This is a genomic window from Nocardia panacis (assembly GCF_003598715.1).
GTDB lineage: Bacteria > Actinomycetota > Actinomycetes > Mycobacteriales > Mycobacteriaceae > Nocardia > Nocardia panacis.
The window spans coordinates 305,149-323,887 of sequence record NZ_QZFU01000036.1; the positions used below are offsets into that span (position 1 = coordinate 305,149).

Here is an 18,739-nt window from a genome sequence, read left to right on the forward strand (position 1 = left end):
GGCGCACCGGCCTAGTCGTAGGCGGTGGCGAATCGACCGACCACATACGGTCCGAACTGACACGGTTCGTAGCGCGGCGGGTTCTCCGCATCACAGCAGATATCCAGCGGTGCGATGACCGCGCCGAAATTCGGCTCGTAGAAAAAGGGAATCGAATATCGATCGGCATTGCCGGGTATCTGCACCCGATGCCAGGTCGCGGGATATTTGTCGTTCGTCCACTGCTGCATCATCAGCCCGATATTCACCAGGAAGGTCCCCGGAATATGCGGTGCGGGCACCCACGCCTCGGCGGAGTTGAGCACCTCGAGCCCACCGACCGCGTCCTGCTGCAGGATGGCCAGGAATCCGTAGTCGACATGCGCGCCGAACCCATGGCCGACCTCGCCCGACACCGGTTCCGGGGCCGCCGCGCCCGGCGCGCGGGGCGGATAGTGCACCATGCGCAGGTCGCTCAACTCCACACCCGAATAGGGTTGAAAATAGTGCTCGTCCAGACCGAGGCTCAATGCCATGCCCGCGGCGATCCGACCGCCGAGCCGGTAGCGCTGATCCCAGGCCCGCATCATGGTGCGGCGGAATTCGGGCAGCGCCTCCGGCCACTGCCCCGGATCGTCCAGGGGATGGGAATCCAGGCGGCGATTCGCGTTCGCGGCCGCGATGGTCTCGGCATCCCGACCGGAAATCGGTTGCAGATCCAGGCATTCGTGCCAATCGGTCTTCCCGCCGGTGACCTCGCCGCCGAGCGGGACGAAACCGCGGAACTGATCGGTATTGCCGAGCCGCAACTTCATTTTCTCCACCGACGGCAGGGCGAAGAAACTCCGGGCCGCCTCGTACACCTCGGCCATCTCCGATTCGGCGATGCCGTGATTGGCGGCATAGAAGAATCCGACCTCGCGGCAGGCCCGGCCGATCTCGTCCACCGCGCGCGCCAAATCGGCCGCATTCGGATGCTCGACCACCAGGGGTCCGATATCGATGATCGGCACTTCCGTGAAGGAAGCTCCGCTCATTGCTGCACCCCCTCGTCCGCGCCAACGCGTTCCGGAAAGACCATATTCATCCTTTCCCACTCCAGCTGTCCCACCGGCGTGGTCGGCGATACTCTGCGCCCGTCGGCCAACCAGGAATTCGTCTCGGAAACCGTTAACCCTGCTGCGGCCATTCGCGGTGACGAGATCGGATCTATCGGCGTGAGCGGGCGGCGCAGATCCGGCAGGAAGAACGAGGCACAAGATAACCGCTCCGAGCGCAGCGCGGAATTATGCACGCGGTGCAGGCACGGCGGATAATAGCCGTTGGTCCACACCTCCATTAATTCCCCGGCGAAGATCGAGAACACGTTCTCCGGCGGATCGACGGGACGCCATTGGCCATTGCTATTGCGCACCTCGAGGCCGGGCGCGTTCTGCAATCCCACAGTGAGCAGAGCGCTGTCCGTGTGCTGGTGCAGTCGAGCGTCCCCGACGGCATAACCGCGCGGATCGCGGTAGTAGATCAGCCGCGAGTACAAGGACGGCTCGCCGCCGGTGACGCCGTCCGCACGATCCACCTCCTGATCCATCGAATGCAGCAGTGCCCGCAGCACCGCGACGGCGATACGTTCCACGGCTTTCGAATACGCGTCGATCATCGACCGGAAAGGCGCGGGATGTCCCTCGCTCGGCCACCGGTTGTCGCCGTACAGGTCGAACCATGCTCGGTGCTCGCCCGGCGGGGGCGCGAGAACCTTGCCGAATTCGTAGGACTCCTTCAAATCCGGAATGCCGCCCGTGTATTCCTTCCCCTGGCCGACATAGCCGCGATAATTCGGCGATCCATTGATATCGAGCGCCTGCTTCTCGGCGGCGGGCAATGCGAAGAACTCCCGCGTCCGCCGATACAGGTCGGGAAAGAAATCCGGTCCGAGTTCCCCGCGGGCATCCACGTGCACGATGGTGTGCGTGCGCAGCGCGGTGTGCAGCGTCTCCACCGCATCGGTGCGGCGGGCCTCCACATCGGCCAGACCGATGACTGGGATCATGAAAGTCCTTTCAGCGACTTGCGTCGGGCGCGGCGGGCAGTGCCGTTACCGGTTGCGCCGCGTCGCGCACCAACTCCTCGAGCACCGCGCGGAAGTGGGCGCACCAGGCGCGCACCGTGGGCGCGGAGAACAGATCGGTGCGGTAGTCGCAGTCGATGCGAACACCGCCGTCGACCTCGATACCGTCCATCCGGAACTCGACCAGCGCGAATTCGGCGGGCACCGGACGGAATTCGCCGGTCAGTCCGTCGAATTCCGGGACCGGGATGGCGCGGTCCAGGTTGAATACGGTGCGCAGCGGTTCCGGGAAGGGCCTTTCGCCGAATCCGGCGACTTCGCGGACTTTCGCGAAGGGCGCCTCTTGATGGGCGAAGGCGGCCAGGACCGACTCCCGGATCGTGGCCAGATAGTCGGCCAGTGACATCTCCGGTTGCCGCAGGCTGCGCACCGGCAGGAAATGGGCGCAGTAGCCGACGATCGATTCGCTGCCCCGGAAGGACCTGTTGGCCTGCGGGGTGCCGATGACAATATCGTCCGCATCGGTCAACTGGTGGATGGTCAGGCCGTAGGCGGCGAGCAGGCAGACGAACAGGGTGGCTTTCGAACCGCGACCCAAATCCCTTACGCGGTCGCAGAGTTCGGCGTCGAGGGTGAAGGTGTGGCGCGCGCCGCAGGTCTGCCCGGTCCGGTCGGCAGCCGTTGGCAGCCCGGTATTCGGGAAGTCGTCGGCGAAGCGGGACCGCCAGTAGTCCGCTGCCGTGGAAAGGTCGGCGGCCCGATCCTGTTGCCAGGCAAGGAAATCGCGATACTGCTTCGGCGCGGCGAGCGCGGCGGGGCGGCCGGTGCGCTCGGCCGTGTAGCAGGCGGCCAACTCCTCCAGGATCGTCGCCATGGACCAACCGTCGGCGCAGATATGGTGGGTGATCAGCGCCAGGCGATGCGACTCCGGTTCCAGACGCAGCGCCGATACCCGCAGCAGCGGCCCCTTCGCCAGATCGAACGGTTCGGCCAGGGCGGCCTGCCACCAGGCGGTGACCGCATCCTCATGGCTTCCGGTCGGATCGACCGCCTCCACCGGAACCTCCACCTCGGACAATTCCGGGCGGCCGTCCACGAACAGGGTGCGCAGCGCCTCATGCCTGCCCACCACCGTCCCGACGGCGCGGCGCAGTGCGGGCATATCCAGCGGCCCGCGCAGTTCGAGGTGTTCGGCGACCGTCCAGGCCGGTGCGTCCGACTGGTCCAGCGTCAACAGCGCGCGCTGCTCCACACCGAGGGCGAGTTCGCTACGGGCGGGCAGGAATCCGCCCGTCCGCATCGCGGCGATGGTGTCGGTCACCGCGTCGACGATCGCGTCCAGCGCCGCATCGGTATGCGCGGTGGACAGGAAGCAGGTGCGCCCCTCCCAGATGTAGATGCCGCGCGCGATCAGATGCAGATGGAAGACCTCGATCTCCAGCGGCTGATAGGCGTAGCTGGCATTGCCCTTCCAGGCGAAGCGGAAGACCGAGGCGAAGTGCAGCACCCGAATGGGCACCTCCTGCGCGTCGAACAGCGCATTGAGCCGTTCGACCAGCCCCGAGGTGCGGGCGCTCAACTCCTCCTGCAGCGCCGGACCCGCGGCGCGCAGGTGCCGCAGTACGGCCCTGGTGGACGCCATGGTCAGCGGATGCATCTCGAAGGTGCTGCCGATATAGGTCTTCGGGCTGTCCGGATCGGGACCGGGACCATCCACCCAATCGCCGCCGTCGACCTGCGCCAGATACTCCTTGCGGCCCGCGACCACCCCGACCGCCATCCCACCGCCGACGGTCTTGCCATAGGCGGCCAAATCGGCTCGGACACCGAAGTATTCCTGCGCCCCGCCCGGACCCACCCGGAACCCGGTGATCACCTCGTCGAAGATCAGCGGCAGATCCAGACGCGTCGTCAGCTCGCGCAGGCGGTGCAGGAATCGCGCGGGTTGCAGGGTCGGATTGCGACTCTGCACCGGCTCCACCAGTACACCCGCCAACTCGTGCGCGTGCGCCTCGATCGCCGCGAGCGCCGCGTCCGAACCGTAGGTCAGGATAAGCGGATCGGCCGCCGCGCCGGGTGAGATACCCGGCGCCATCGGCAGCGAGTTCTCCGGGCTGCCGAGTACATCCGGCACCGCCAGCACTCGATCGTCCTGTCCGTGATACGAACCGGAGAACATGACGAATCGCGATCTGCCGGTGGCCGCCTGCGCCATGCGCAGCGCGCCGCGCACGGCATCGGTCCCGGTCACCGTGAAGAACACGCGTTCCATCCCGGTCAACTCGCACACCAGGTCGGCGACCTCGTCCGCGAGGGCCGAGATCGGCCCGGTCTGCAAGGCCAATTCCAGTTGCGCCGCGACCGCTTCGGTCACGAACGGCGGATTGTGACCGCATAGCAGGACCCCGACGCCCATGGCGATATCCACGTACTTGTTGCCGTCCACATCCCAGAAGTAGGCGCCGTCGGCCCGTTCCCCGATGATCGGATAGCACACCGACCGCGTCTCGGGTCGCACCGATCGCATTCGCGTATCGGCACGGCGAGCCCGGTGCGTCACCACCCGATTGTGTGAACCGGCGGTGCGCTCGCGATAGTGGGTGAGCAGCGCGTCGAGGTGTTCTCGCTGCTGATCGGTCAGTTGGCGTGCCGGTGTAGGAGCCGCCTGTGCGGTTGTGTTCCGCTGCGGAACAGGGCTTTTCGTGTTGATCGGCGGCGTCGTCGTCGGTGCGTTCGCCCCACCGTGCCCGGCGAGCAAATCCAATTGCCGAGCCATGAGGTCCATCTGCGCGGCGAACAGTGCCCGCAGATCGCCTGCCTCGGCAAGTGAGTTGGCGGCAGCGGGAGTCGATGGCACGCCGGTCACCGCTGCGGAAACACCCGCTCCCGCGGCAGATCCAGCAACCAACCGACCATCGGCGATCGGTGCGGGTTGTCCCACAGGCCGCATCGCAGAGCGGGAGACGGCCGTACCATTTCCATCGACCGGCACCGAGCCGGCGGCCTGTGCCTGTGCGAAATTCTGCGTCGTCACTTGTTCCGATCCCGGAACTTCGTCGGGCAGCGATTGATCGAGGTGCGCCGCCACGGCCTGCGGAGTATCCAGGTCGTCGAAGAGGCGGGCCAGCGTGAGAGTGACACCGTACCGGTCGATCATGTCCTGGATGACGCGCATGAGGGTCAGCGAGTCCGCGCCCAGATCGATGAAAGTGGCGGTCGCGGAGATGGATTCGGGTGCGAGTTCCAGCGCCGCACCGAGCTGTTCGCGCAGGGTCTGCAGGATCGAGGCGTGGCGGGCGGCGGGTTCGGTGCGGGTGATGGTCGGGTGCACGGCCGTACCTTCCTTCCGGGTGAACCAGTGGTGGGTGCGTTGGAACGGATAGGTCGGGGCGGGGACGCGCCGCCTCGGGTAGTCGCGATCGAAACCGGCCCAGTCGATCTCGACGCCCGCCGCATAGAGTTCGCCGACACTGTGCAGCAACTGTTTCCAGTCGTCGCGGCCCTCCCACAGCGAGGACAGCCAGCGCACCGGCGGCCCGGACCAACTCTGGCGGCCGAGGAGCTGCAATACCGGTTGCGACCCGAGTTCCAGCACCGCGGCACACCCCTGCTCGGCGAGCACCGCCATCCCCTGGGCGAACCGCACCGGCTCGCGCATATGGCTGCGCCAGTAGCCCGCGTCGACAGCGTCCACCGCCGCACCGGTGACATTCGAGATCATCCGAATCCGAGGCGCCGCGAACGCGATTCGCCCCGCCGCCGCCTCGAATTCATCGAGCACCGGTTCGATCATCGGCGAATGCGGTGCGTGTGGCACCTTCACCGCGAGCGCGTCGATCCCGGCCGCGCGCAACTCGGCCAGCACCTCGGCCACCGCGTCCGCGACTCCGGCGATCAGGGTCTCGCGCGGCCCGTTGATGCCTGCCACACTCACTTCGGGCCTGCGGTCCAGTATCTCGGCGATCTGCTCGACCGGCGCGAGCACCGCCGCCGTGGCCCCGCCGGAGGTCGCGTCCTCGATCAGCCGCGCGCGGCGCGCGATCAGCCGCAGCCCGTCCTCGAGTCCGAAACATCCTGCGACACAGGCCGCCGCGTACTCCCCCGTGCTGTGGCCGAGCACCACATGCGGCCGCACACCCCAGGAACCCCACAGCTGCGCCAGTGCGTATTCCAGCGCGAAGATAGCGGGCTGGGCGTAGGCGGTCCGCTCGATCAACTCCGCGTGCGCGCCGCCGGGATCCGGGTACAGCACCTCGAGCAGCGGCACCTGCAGCACATCCCGCAATATCTCGTCGCAGGTCAGCAGCGTCCGCCGGAATCCGGGCTGAGTCTCGAACAGCAGTCGCCCCATCCCCGCATGCTGTGACCCCTGCCCGGTGAACAGGAACGCGACCTTCGGTTCCTCGGTGGCCTCCCCCACCGCCACCCGCGCCCGCTGCCCCGCCGCGAAGGCCGAAAGCTGCTCCGCCGCCTCACTTCCGGACGCCGCGTGCACGGCGAGCCGATGGCTGTGGGCCGACCGCGCCACCCCGGCCGTGAAACACACGTCGGCGAAGGGCGCCGCATCGCCGCGTACCACGGCCGCATACCGAGCCGCCAGGTCCCGCAACGCCTCCGACGAACGAGCCGACAACCGCAGCACGTGCCGGGGGCGATCCTCCGTACGCACCGGGGCGGACACCGAATCACCCTCGGGCACCGCGGAATCCGTCGCGGCCGTGAGCACGATATGCGCATTGGTCCCGCTGAACCCGAACGCGCTCACACCGATCGCGCCGTCGGGCAGTTCGCGCGATTCGGTCGGCACCTCGATGGGCAAATCCCCCCACGGGATCTGCGGATTGGGCCGACTCAGATTGCGGTGCGGCGGGATGCGACGGTGGCGCAACATCAGGATCGCTTTGAGCAGGCCCGCCATGCCCGCCGCGGCTTCCAGGTGACCGATATTGGTCTTGGCGGAGCCGACGAGCAGGGGGCCGGACTCGCCCCGATCGGCGAAAACAGTGCCGAGCGCACCGATTTCGATGGTGTCGCCGAGCGGGGTTCCGGTGCCGTGCGCCTCGATGTAGGCGACTTCGGCGGGCGCGAGGCCCGCTTGGGTGAGCGCCTGCCGGATGACATCGCGCTGGGCGAGCCCATTGGGGGCGGTCAGTCCGTTCGTCCTGCCGTCCTGGTTCAGCGCGGTGCCCCGGATGACGGCGTGCACCGGATCGCCGTCCGCGCGCGCGTCGGCGAGGCGTTTGAGCACCACCATGCCCGCGCCCTCGCCGCGTGCGTATCCGTCGGCGGCGGCGTCGAAGGTCTTGCAGCGCCCGTCGGCGGCCAGCGCGGAACCGTCGCAGAAGGCGACGAAGGTCTCCGGGGACAGCATCAGGCTCGCACCGCCCGCCAGCGCGAGCGTGGATTCGCCCGCACGCAGGCCGGCCACCGCCAGGTGCACCGCGACCAGCGCCGACGAACAGGCGGTATCGAGGGTCAGGTTGGGACCGCGCAGGCCGAGGCAGTAGGCGAGGCGTCCGCCCGCGACACTGAGCGCGTTGCCGGTGGCGTCGTACATCTGTACCGGGTCACCGCTCTCGTCCCGCATGCGCCGCAGGTATTCCGCCTCGGAGACGCCGACGAAGACCCCGGTGCGGCTACCGCTCATGGCGCGCGGGTCGCGGCCGGAGTCTTCCAGCGCCTCCCAGGCGAGTTCGAGCAGCAACCGCTGCTGGGGGTCCATCCGTTTGGCCTCGCGCGGCGCGATCCCGAAGAAGGCGGCGTCGAAGCCCGCGATATCGTCGAGGAACCCGCCGCGGCGGCAGTACATTCTGCCCGGTGTATTGCGCTGCGGGTCATAGTATTCCGCGACAGGCCAGCGGTCGGCCGGGATATCGCCGATACCCTCGCCGCCCGCGTCGAGCAACCGCCAGTAGGCGTCCGGATCGGGTGCGGCCGGGAAGCGGCAGGCCATGCCGATGACGGCGATGGGCTGGTCGCGGTCCTGTTCGAGTTCGCGCACCCGACCGCGCAGGGTGCGGATGGCGGTGAGCGCCTTGTGCAGACGGGCGGCGTCGGCGGTGTCGGTCACGGGGTCGCCTCCTCGTCGGCGCTGAGCAGGTCCAGTTCCTGGTCGACGAGCAGGCGGACATCGTCGAGCGCCAGGTCCGGGTCGGGCGGTTCGAGCCGGGTGCGCAGGTGCCCGCGTAGGGCGTCGACGGTCGGGTAGTCGAAGGCCACGGTGGTGGCCAGGGCGATATCGAGGTCGTGTTGCAGGCGGTTGCGCAGTTCGACCACCATCAGCGAGTCCATGCCGAGATCCTGGAAGGCCGCGTGCGGATCGATCCGGTAGCCGGGCGGCAGGTCGAGCAGGTCGGTGAGGAGTTCGCGGAAGTAGTTGTCCAGCAGGTCTATTCGATCCTCCGGAGCCGCCGAGGCCAATTGGCCTGCCAACCCGACCGGTGCCGCTACCACCTGTTGCGGTGTGCGCCGGGTCGGTACGACCGCCAACTGTCGGCCGGTGCCGACCAGTGCCATCAGGGCATCGATCCCCTGTTGCGGGGGAATCATGTCCGAACCGGCGCGAACCAGCCGCTCCTCCAGTCCGGCCGCCATACCGACCTCGGCCCACGGACCCCAGTTGATCGCCAAACCGGGCAGCCCCTCGGCCCGGCGTCGCGCCATCAATCCGTCCAGGAAGGCGTTGGCCGCGCCGTAGCCGCCCTGCCCGCCCTCCTCCAGCAGTGCGGCGATGGAGGAGAAGGCGACGAAGAAGTCCAGCGGGATCGCGCGGGTGGCCCGGTCGAGCAGCGCGCCGCCGATTACCTTCGGCCCCAACACCTCTCGAATTCGCTCTACCGACTGCCCTACCAGTACGCCGTCGTTCAACACGCCTGCGGCATGGATCACCCCGCGCAGCGCGCCGCCGCATTCCCGCACGGCGCGCGCCACGTCGGCCTCGGAACGCACATCCCCTGTCACCACCGAGACCGCGACGCGGCGGTCGCCATGCGACGCAGGGAGGGCCTCTAGGGCGGAAATCACCGCCGCCGCTGCCTGCGAGGGTTCGGACCGCGACATGAGCACGATCCGTCCGGCACCGAGTTCGGCCAGCCGACGCGCCACCAGCAGACCGATCCCACCCAAACCGCCTGTCACCAGGTAACTTCCATCGCCGCGCACCGCGGCGGGACGATCGAAGGCCAAAACAACCTTGCCGATGTGCTTGGCCCGCTGCATGAACCCGTAGGCCCTGGCCGCCTCGCTACTCGAGAACACCGTCATGGGCAACGGTCGCAGCGATCCGGCGGCGAAACCCGCGCCCAATTCGGTCAGCAGACCCGCAATCAGATCCGGATCGGCTTCGCCGTCATCGCCGAGGTCGAAGGCGAAATAGCCGATATCCGGCCGTATTTCGCGCATCCGCGCCTCGGACCAGATGCCGAGCTTGCCCAACTCCACGAAGCGCCCCCCGGCGGCCACCACCGAGACACCCGCCTCGATGAATTCGCCGGTCAGACTGTTCAGCACCACGTCGACACCGCGCCCCGAGGTGGCCGCGAGCAGATCCTGCGCGAAAGACGCACTACGCGAATCGAATACCGTCTCGACCCCGAGCGCGCGCACCGCATCGCGCTTGCCCGCGCCCGCGGTGGCGTAGATCCGCGCGCCGATCCGCTGGGCGATCTGCACGGCCGCTTGACCGACACCGCCTGCGGCCGCGTGAATCAAAACGCTCTCCCCCGACCGCAATCCGGCCAGCCTGGTCAGGGCGTACTGGGCGGTGAGGAAGGCGAGTGGCACCGTGGCCGCCTCGGCGAAATTCAGCCCCGCCGGAATCGGTGCGACCGAACCCGCGGGCGCGGTGACATAGTCGGCGAAACCGCCCTCGACCATGGCCATGACCCGATCGCCGACGGACAGTCCGGACACCGCCTCGCCCACAGCCGTCACCTCGCCCGCGCATTCGAAGCCGAGCGGGATATCGCGGGCGGGCCGTTCGGTCCCGTAGTGCTCGCGCATCATGCCGAGCGAGAGCAGCACATCACGGAAGTTCAGCCCTGCGGCCCGCACCGCGATTTCCACCTCGGCGGCGGCGGGTTCGACACGCGGCCCGGCCTCGACGATCAGGTTGTCCGGCGAACCATAGTCGCTGAGTGCCAAGCGCTGGGGATCCGACGCGGGCGCGTCGACCGATTCGGAGACCGGCGTGTAGCGGACACCGTCGCGCACGGCGCTGTAGCGGTGGTCGGTCGCGAAGGCCGTCGCGAGATCCGCTTCGGGGTCGATATCGACCGCGAGGCATCGCAATTCGGGGTACTCGGCCGCGATGACGCGCACCATTCCCCACAGCGCGGTCTGCGCCGGATCGGGCCGATCGGTCGCAAGCACCTGCTGCCCGAGCCTGGTGCGAATATGCAGCCGAGGGGGTGTGGGCCGATCTGTCAGCAGCTGAGCGAGCGTGAACAGCCCTGTCACCAGATGCGTTGCGTGTGCGGCGAATTCGGACTCGGAATCCGCCGCGAACAGCACCCGATCGATGGTCTCCGGTAGCGCGATCCCGGCCGAATCCGCGAGTTCCCCCGGCTCGGTGACGAAGACGGTGTCCGCGCCGAGCGCTCGGGCGAGCCGGTCGTGTTCCGCCGCGGCGCACACCACCAGCCAATTCCCGGTCGGTGTCGGCTCGGCACCCTCGGCAGCCGCCACCCAGCGCACCCGCGTCAACCATTCGGCCCAGGCCGGTTTCGCCGTCGATGCCGCGATTCGATCCTCGAATCCCGCGATCTCGACGAGCACCTCGCCCTGGTCGTCGAGCAGGTCGATATCCCATCGCCCATCGACCCGTCGGGCATGCGCCCAGCGCGCCCGCGCCTCGATCGCGGGCGTCATGCCCAGTCTGCGCACCGAAAATGGCAGGCGGGCACCGTCTTCCACGACTCCGTCGGCGAAGGCGACCGCCTCGGTCAGTTGGAATAGCCCGTCGAGCAGACCGGGGTGAATCGGGCCGTCCAACTCGATTCCGGACGGCGCGCTCACCAGTGCCAATGCCTCGTCCGCGCCGACCCAGATCCGATCCAGCCACCGGAAGGCCGCACCCAACTCGATCCGCCGCTCGAACAGTCGCGCATACAGGGCATCGCGCTCGATTTCGGTGGTCATCCTGCGCCGCAGTTCGGCGATATCCACCACCCGAGGACCGACTTCCCCATCGCTGACCGACCCGGTCGCGAAGACCTCGGATTCCGCGCCCAGCACCTGGAACTCGTTTCCGCGCACGGTGGACAGTTCGACCTGCACGGTCCGCGCACCTTCGTCGGGCACCACGAGCGGACGCGGAAATACGATGTCACCGAGGACTATCCGATCCGGTGCACCGACGGCACTGGCCACCATCGCCAGATGATGCGCGGCGGGCGCGACGAAGGCGCCATCGACCACGTGCGCGCGCAACAGCGGCAGCGTCCGCAAACTCATCTCGGTCTGGAAGACCGTCAATTGCCTGGCCGCCAACCGAATCTCGGAATCGAGCAGCGGTCGCACCCGTGCGACCCGCCTCGGCATGCCCTCGGGCGGTGCGAACCAATGCCGCTCGCGCTGAAAGGGATAGCCGGGTATCCGAACCCGCCGACCGCCCTCGATCCCTTCCCACGCCATATCGACCCCATTGACGTGCAGTGCCGCGACGGCCGCCGCCATCTCCTCGGTGTCGCGCTGCGGCCGCAGGCTCGGCACCCACACGGTGTCGGCGAGTTCGTCCTGCGTCAAACACTGCTGCCCCAATCCGACCAATACCGGCTTGGGGCCGATCTCGAGGAAGACGCGGCCGCCCGCACCGTAGGCCGCCCGCACCGCGTCGGCGAAGCGCACCGGCGAAAGCGCGTGTCGCACCCAGTAATCCGGATCGGCGAGCAGTTCCGGCTCCGCCAGCTCGCCGGTCAGTTCGGACACCACGGCGAGGCGGCCACGCGAGAATCGCACCTGCTTCGCCGCGGCGCGCAGCGGTTGCGCCACCGGCTCCATGAGCGGCGAGTGGAAGGCATGCGACACCGTCAGCGGGCGAGAACGCACACCGGCCGCCGTCAATTCCGCTACCACCGCGTCCACCGCGGCGGCCGCACCGGATACCACCACCTCATCCGGCGTATTGACCGCGGCGATCGAAACCTGTTCCCGCCCGGCGAGAAGGTCGGCGACCGTCTTCTCCGGCGCCCGCACCGAGACCATGGCCCCGCCAGGGGGCAATTCCTGCATCAACCGCCCACGCCGGGCAATGAACAGCAGCGCGTCTTCGAGCGGACACACCCCGGCGACACAGGCCGCCACCAGCCCGCCCACACTGTGCCCGAGCACGATATCGGGCCGAACTCCCCATGATCCCCACAGTTCGACCAGCGCGAACTCGAGCGCGAACAGGGCGGGCTGGGTGTATCCGGTGACATCCAAATCCACTGGTGCATCGCCGTTTTCGACCAGGCCGAGGATATCGATCAGCGGCCGATCCGAATGCCGGTCCAGCACCGCGGCGCACCGCTCGAGCGCGGTCCGGAAGACCGGTTCGGTCCGATACAGTTCCCGGCCCATCCCCCGGTACTGCGAACCCTGTCCGGTGCACAGGAATACGACCTTCGGTCGCGCCCGATGCGTCGGCGCCTGCCCGGCTACTCCATGCCCGTCCCTCAGTCGCTCGGCGAGCTCCGCCTTGGAACGACCGAAGACGGCCCGCCGATACTCGAAATGGTCCCGGCGGGCCGCGGCGGTGAAGCAGATATCCGATAGCGCGGCGTCGGTCTCCCTCAGAAAAGTCGCCATCCGCGCGACGGCGTCCGCGAGCGCGGTCTCGGTCCGCCCCGACAGCGTCAACACGTGCCGCGCCCGCTCGACCGGCGCGGGCACCGCGACGGTTTCCGCTTCGGCCAGCACGATATGGGCATTGCTGCCGCTCATCCCGAAGGAGCTGACCCCGGCCACCTTCGACCCCGACCACGGCGTCGGCCGTGTGGGCACGACGAAAGGCGCCGCCTCCCAGTCGATATACGGATTGGGCCGGGTGAAGTGCACATTCGGTGGGATCACGCCGTGCCGCAGCGCCAGCACCGCCTTGATCACGCCCGCCACCCCGGCCGCGCCCTCGGTATGTCCGATATTGCTCTTGACCGCGCCGAGCACCAGCGGACGTTTGCCGAAAACCGTTGCCAGCGCACTGACCTCGATCGGATCGCCGAGTTCGGTGCCGGTCCCGTGCGCCTCGACGAATCCGACCTGCTCGGGCGCGATCCGGGCGTTGGCCAGTGCGGCGCGAATCAATTCGACCTGCGCCCGTTCGCTCGGGACGGTGAATCCGCTCGCGGGTCCGTCGTGATTGACGGCCGAACCCTTGATCACGGCCAGCACTCGATCCCCGTCGCGCCGCGCCCGCGAGAGCCGCTTGAGCACCAGCACACCGCAGCCCTCGCTGCGTCCGAAGCCATCGGCGGCGGCGTCGAAGGTCTTGCAGCGGCCGTCCGGGGCCAGCGCCTTGGTCCGGGCGAGGGAGAACGAGGTGGTGGGCGCCAGTCGCAGATGCACCCCACCCGCCAGCGCCATCCCGCATTCGTTGAGCCGCAACGCGTTCACCGCCTGATGAATGGCCAGCAGCGAACTCGAGCAGCCCGTGTCCATGGCGACATTCGGCCCGCGCAGGCCGAGCACATGCGACAACCGGCCCGCCGCGAAACAGAATCCGGTGCCGGTGGCGTCGTAGTGGTCGAGCCGGTCGCCGTGCGCCTGCTCGATCAGCCGCGCGTAGTCGTTCTCGGCGATGCCCACGTACACGCCGGTCGCGCTGCCGCGCAGCGCGCCGACCGGATATCCCGCATCCTCGAGCGCCTCCCACGCGACCTCGAGCAACAGTCGCTGCTGCGGATCCATCCGCGCGGCCTCCTTCGGCGAAATGCCGAAGAACAGCGGATCGAAGCGGTCGACCCCGTCCACGAAGCCGCCGTAGCGGGTGTACAGCTTGCCGGGCGCGTCCGGGTCCGGATCGTAGATCGCGTCGATATCCCAGCGATCCGAAGGCACTTCGGTGATGGCATCGACCCCGTCGCGCAGCAACTCCCAGTATTCGTCGATGCCATCGGCGCCGGGAAAACGGCACGACATGCCGACAATCGCGATGTCCTCGTGCGTTTCGGCCAGCTCACCCTCGAGCTTCTCGATCACCGCCAGCGACCGGCGCAGCGATTCGAGCAGGTCGGCCTCCGGCCCGGTGGGTGTATTCGACACGTTCCCCGCGCCTTTCATGAGTTCTGGTGCTGACGGAACTTCGCGGCGGCCCGCGCGATCAACTCGGCGGCGGAGGCGCCCGCGGGTTCGGGCGGCGCCGGATGGTCGGGTGATAGCGCGGGCTCGGCCGCGGCCACCCGCTCGTCGATGCCGAGTTCGGCGGCCAGATGCGCCACCATCTCCTCGAGGGTCGGATAGCTGAAGGCCGCGATGGCCGCCAGCGGCACCTCGAAGGCCACCGAGAGCCGTTCGCTGAACTCCACCGCGAGCAGCGAATCCATACCGAGGCTCGCGAAACCCTGCCGAGGGCCGATCGGGGTGCGGGAGCGCAACACGTCGCGCAGGATCCGACCGACCTGCTCATCGAGGAATTCGCGCTGGTCCGCCGCCGCGGCCAACTCCCGAAGCAAGGTGGGCGCGACTACCGCCACCTGCTGCGGACCGGCGAGATCGGTGAGATAGCCCGCGGGAACCAACCCGATGAGCGAGCGCGCCAGCTTCCCCCAGTCGGCGGGAATCACCCCGATCGCCGCCTCGGATGCCGGACCGGTGGCCAACCGCATCGCCAGTTCGCCGCCATCCCGCGGCGCGATCGTGCGCAGCCCGATCGCCTCGTACTGCGCGGATTCCCCTGCGGCCATCCCGATTTCGGCCCAGGGACCCCAATTGATCGCCAAACCCGGCAGATCCTGCGCGCGCCGCAGTGCCATCAGACCGTCCAGAAAGGCATTGGCCGCACCGTATCCGCCCGACCCGTAGGTGGGCAGGAGCGAGGCGAGCGAGGAGTAGGCCACGAAGAAGTCGAGCGAGGATCCCCGAGTCGCCCGATCCAACAGCCACGCACCCCGCACCTTCGGACCGAGCACACCCGCGATTCGAGTGGGCGACTGGTCCTCGAGCGGGCCGTCGTCCAGCACGCCCGCCGCATGCACCACACCGCGCAGCGGCAGGGTGTCCGTGCAGGTTCGCACCATGCGGCGCACATCGGCCTCGACCCGCACATCCCCCGCCACCACCTGGACGAGTGTTCCGAGACCACGGATCTCCGCGATGGCCTCGGCCGCGACGGCGCCGCTCCTGGACGCCAGGACCACACATCCCGCGCCCAATTCCGCCAGTCGCCGCGCGACGACCAGTCCGAGACCGCCCGAACCGCCCGTCACCAAATAGCTTCCGTCCGACCGCACCGAGGAGCCGGGCATACTCGCGGAAGGCTCTGTCCCTGTGGTCAATACGGGCGCATACCGAACTCCCGCGCGCACGGCCCCCTGCCAATTCGCGAGATCGAGCAACCGGGCATCCGGATCGGCGGGATCGGCGCCGAAATCGACAGCCGTCACCGCCAATTCGGGATATTCGGCGGCGATCGTCCGCACCAGACCCCACAGCGCCGTATGCGCCGGATCGGGACGATCGTCAGGCACGATGACGTGTGCACCTCGCGTCACCACCGAAAGTCGTACCGGGGTGGTCGACTTCGCCAACACCGCGACAAGCTCCAGCAGGCGACCGGTCAACCGCTCGACCCGGTCGGGCAGCTCCGCCGCGCCGGTATCGGCCAGGAAAACCACCCGCCGCGCGGACAACCGCGCCACTTCTCCCGGCCCACCGACAATGCTGACATCGGCATCGACCGCCAACGCCAACCGCTCGGCGAAATCATCGTCCCCGCAGACGATCACCCACCCGGATTCGGTGGACACCGCCGCGGGCTCCGCATCGACCGGCGCCCACCGCGTCCGCACCAACCACCCGTCCGAGGACGCCGAGTCCGCCGCGAACCAATGCCGTTCCCGCTGAAAGGGATAGCTCGGGATCGCCACGAACTCCCGACCCCGCCGATAGTCGCCGTCGAAGGCCGACCAGTCCACGGGCACACCCCGCACATGCAGCGCCGCCAGACTGCCGAGCAGTTCCGCCCACTCCCGATCCGGTCGAAGACTGGGCAGGCGAACCACATCATCGGGAAGAATGCCGCGCCCCAATCCCAAAAGCACCGGCCGCGGCCCGATTTCGACGAAAGCCCGCGCGCCCGCCGCATAGGCGGCGCCGAGCCCATCGGCGAACAGCACGGGAGCCATCGCGTGCCGCACCCAATACTCGGGATCGCACACCTGCGCCCCGGCCAGTTCTCCGGTCACATTGGAAATCAAGGGAATTCGCGGCATCGCGTAGGTGATACGCCCGGCCGCCTCCGCCAGTGGCGTGGCGATCGACGACATGAGCGGTGAGTGAAAGGCGTGCGACACCCGCAACTCCCGGCCCGTCAGCCCCACCCGCACCAGTTCCGCCACGGCCGCTTCGACCTGCCGACGGTCTCCGGAGATCACCACCTCCTGCGGCCCATTGATCGCCGCCACCGCGACCAGCGGATAGTCCCGGACAACCTGCCGCACCACCTCGGGCGCGCCGCGCAGCGACACCATGACCCCGCCCGCAGGCAAGCCCTGCATCAGCCGCCCGCGCTCGGCGACCAGCCGCAACCCGTCCTCCAGCGAGAACACCCCCGCGACACAGGCCGCGACGAGTTCGCCGACGCTGTGCCCGAGTAGCACCGACGGCTCGACACCCCAGGACCGCCACAGCTCGGCCAACGCGTACTCGAGCGCGAACAGCGCGGGCTGCGTACGGCCCGTCGAATCCAGCTCGCCGGATTCCGAATTCAGCAGTCCGACCAGGTCCCGTCCGAGCAGTGGATCCAGAATCTCGGCGCAGGCATCGATCGCGCGCCGGAACGTGGGTTGGGTCCGGTACAGCTCCCTACCCATCCCCGGATACTGCGCGCCCTGACCGGTGAACAGGAACGCCACCTCGGGTGCGACCGCCGCGGATTCGCCCCGCACCGCGTCCGGTCCGGCGAGCAGATCCGCCAATTCCCCGGCGGATTCGCCGACCACACACCGGCGATGCGTTAGATGGGAACGCCCACTGTTCGCGGTGAAGCACACCTGCGCGGGGTCGACGCCACCGCGCAGGAACTCCGCCATCCGCTCGGCCCCGCGCGCCAACGCCTCGGGCGTCGCCCCCGACAGCGCCAGCAAGTGCGCGGGTCTGTCATCCGACAGAACCGGCGCCGACCGAGCGGGAACCCCCTCGACAATCACGTGACAATTGGTCCCGCTGAACCCGAATGAGCTGACCCCCGCCACCCGCGGCCCTTCCGAAGACCACTCGCGCAGCTCGGTGGGCACCCGCACCGGCAGCCCATCCCAATCGATCAGCGGATTGGGGGTATCGAAATGCAGTGTGGGTGGGATCATTCCGTGCCGCACACACAGCACCGCCTTGATCACCCCCGCGATCCCGGCCGCCGACTCGAGGTGCCCGATATTCGCCTTCACCGAGCCCACCACCAACGGATGCGCACCGAACACCGCGCCGAGAGCGGCCATTTCGATCGGATCGCCCAGTGCGGTCCCGGTGCCGTGCGCCTCCACATAGCCGACCGACTCCGGCGCGACCCCGCCATCGGCCAGCGCCGCCCGGATGACCGCCTGCTGGGACGGCCCGTGCGGAACCGTCAACCCGCTGCGATGCCCGTCCTGATTGGTCGCGGTGCCGCGCACCACGGCGAGAACGCGATTGCCGTCGCGTTCGGCATCGGACAACCGCCGCAGCACGAGCACACCGCAGCCCTCGCCGCGCACATAGCCGTCGGCCGCCGCCGCGAACGGTTTACAGCGCCCATCCGGCGACATCATCCGCGCCTTGGACAGGCTGATGGTCTCGTGCGGGGTGATGATCCGATTCACCCCGCCCGCCAACGCGCTATCGCAGAGTCCCGCCCGCAGATTCTGCACGGCCAGGTGAATGGCGACCGCCGAGGACGAGCACGCCGTATCCACCGACAGCGCCGGCCCCGTCGCGCCCAGGAAATACGACAGTCGTCCACTCGCCGTGCTGGTGGTGGTGCCGGACCCGAAATAGCCGTCGAGCCGTTGCGCGCCCGCGCCCACCATCGCCTCGCGATAGTCCACATTGCTGATCCCGACGAAGACCCCGGTCTCGGCCGGGACCGCGCGCACCGGAATCGCCGCGTCCTCCAACGCCTCCCACGCCACCTCGAGCAGCAGTCGCTGCTGCGGATCGATACTGTCGGCCTCCTTGGCGGAGATACCGAACAGCGCCGCGTCGAATTCGGCCGGGCCGCCGACGAATCCGCCCGCCCGCGTCGACATCTTGCCGGGCGCGTCCGGGTCCGGGTCGTAGTAGGCGTCGATATCCCAGCGGTCGGGCGGCACCTCGGTAATGGCGTCGCCGCCCTCGGTGAGCAGCCGCCAGTACCCGGCCACATCGGGCGCGCCGGGAAAGCGGCACCCCATACCGACGATGGCGATCGGCTCGCGTCCCGCATCCGCACCGCGCGCCGCGGCCAGCTCCCTCTCCAGGGTTTCGATTCGGTGCAGCGCCTGCCGCAGCAGACGATCGTAGGAGTCGTTCCGGTTCGGCATACGG

At 68.6% G+C, this 18,739-nt stretch carries 5 protein-coding genes; all 5 read right to left on the minus strand.

The annotated features are described in order from the left end of the window. Nucleotides 1–11 precede the first annotated feature (11 nt). The 5 genes from D5S18_RS27020 to D5S18_RS27040 are packed head-to-tail and all read right to left on the minus strand — an operon-like array spanning nt 12 to nt 18,735. Nucleotides 12–1,016 (minus strand): isopenicillin N synthase family dioxygenase, encoded by a 1,005-nt coding sequence (locus tag D5S18_RS27020; RefSeq protein ID WP_120043898.1) that lies wholly within the window; start codon nt 1,014–1,016, stop codon nt 12–14. After that, complete coding sequence (locus D5S18_RS27025) at nt 1,013–2,026, minus strand: 2-oxoglutarate and iron-dependent oxygenase domain-containing protein (RefSeq protein WP_120043899.1); 1,014 nt, start codon at nt 2,024–2,026, stop codon at nt 1,013–1,015. The genes D5S18_RS27020 and D5S18_RS27025 overlap by 4 nt, the downstream gene beginning before the upstream one ends. Before the next feature lie 10 nt (nt 2,027–2,036). Further along, entirely contained in the window at nt 2,037–8,114 is a 6,078-nt protein-coding gene (locus D5S18_RS27030) for a type I polyketide synthase (protein ID WP_120043900.1), read from the minus strand. Then, the gene (locus tag D5S18_RS27035) at nt 8,111–14,284 is read right to left on the minus strand and encodes a type I polyketide synthase (RefSeq protein ID WP_239004023.1); all 6,174 of its coding nucleotides are present in this window, start codon (nt 14,282–14,284) and stop codon (nt 8,111–8,113) included. Before D5S18_RS27035 ends, D5S18_RS27030 begins: the two co-directional genes overlap by 4 nt. A gap of 14 nt (nt 14,285–14,298) precedes the next feature. Next, nucleotides 14,299–18,735, minus strand: a complete 4,437-nt coding sequence (locus tag D5S18_RS27040; protein ID WP_120043902.1) for a type I polyketide synthase — start codon at nt 18,733–18,735, stop codon at nt 14,299–14,301. Between the last annotated feature and the right edge of the window lie 4 nt (nt 18,736–18,739).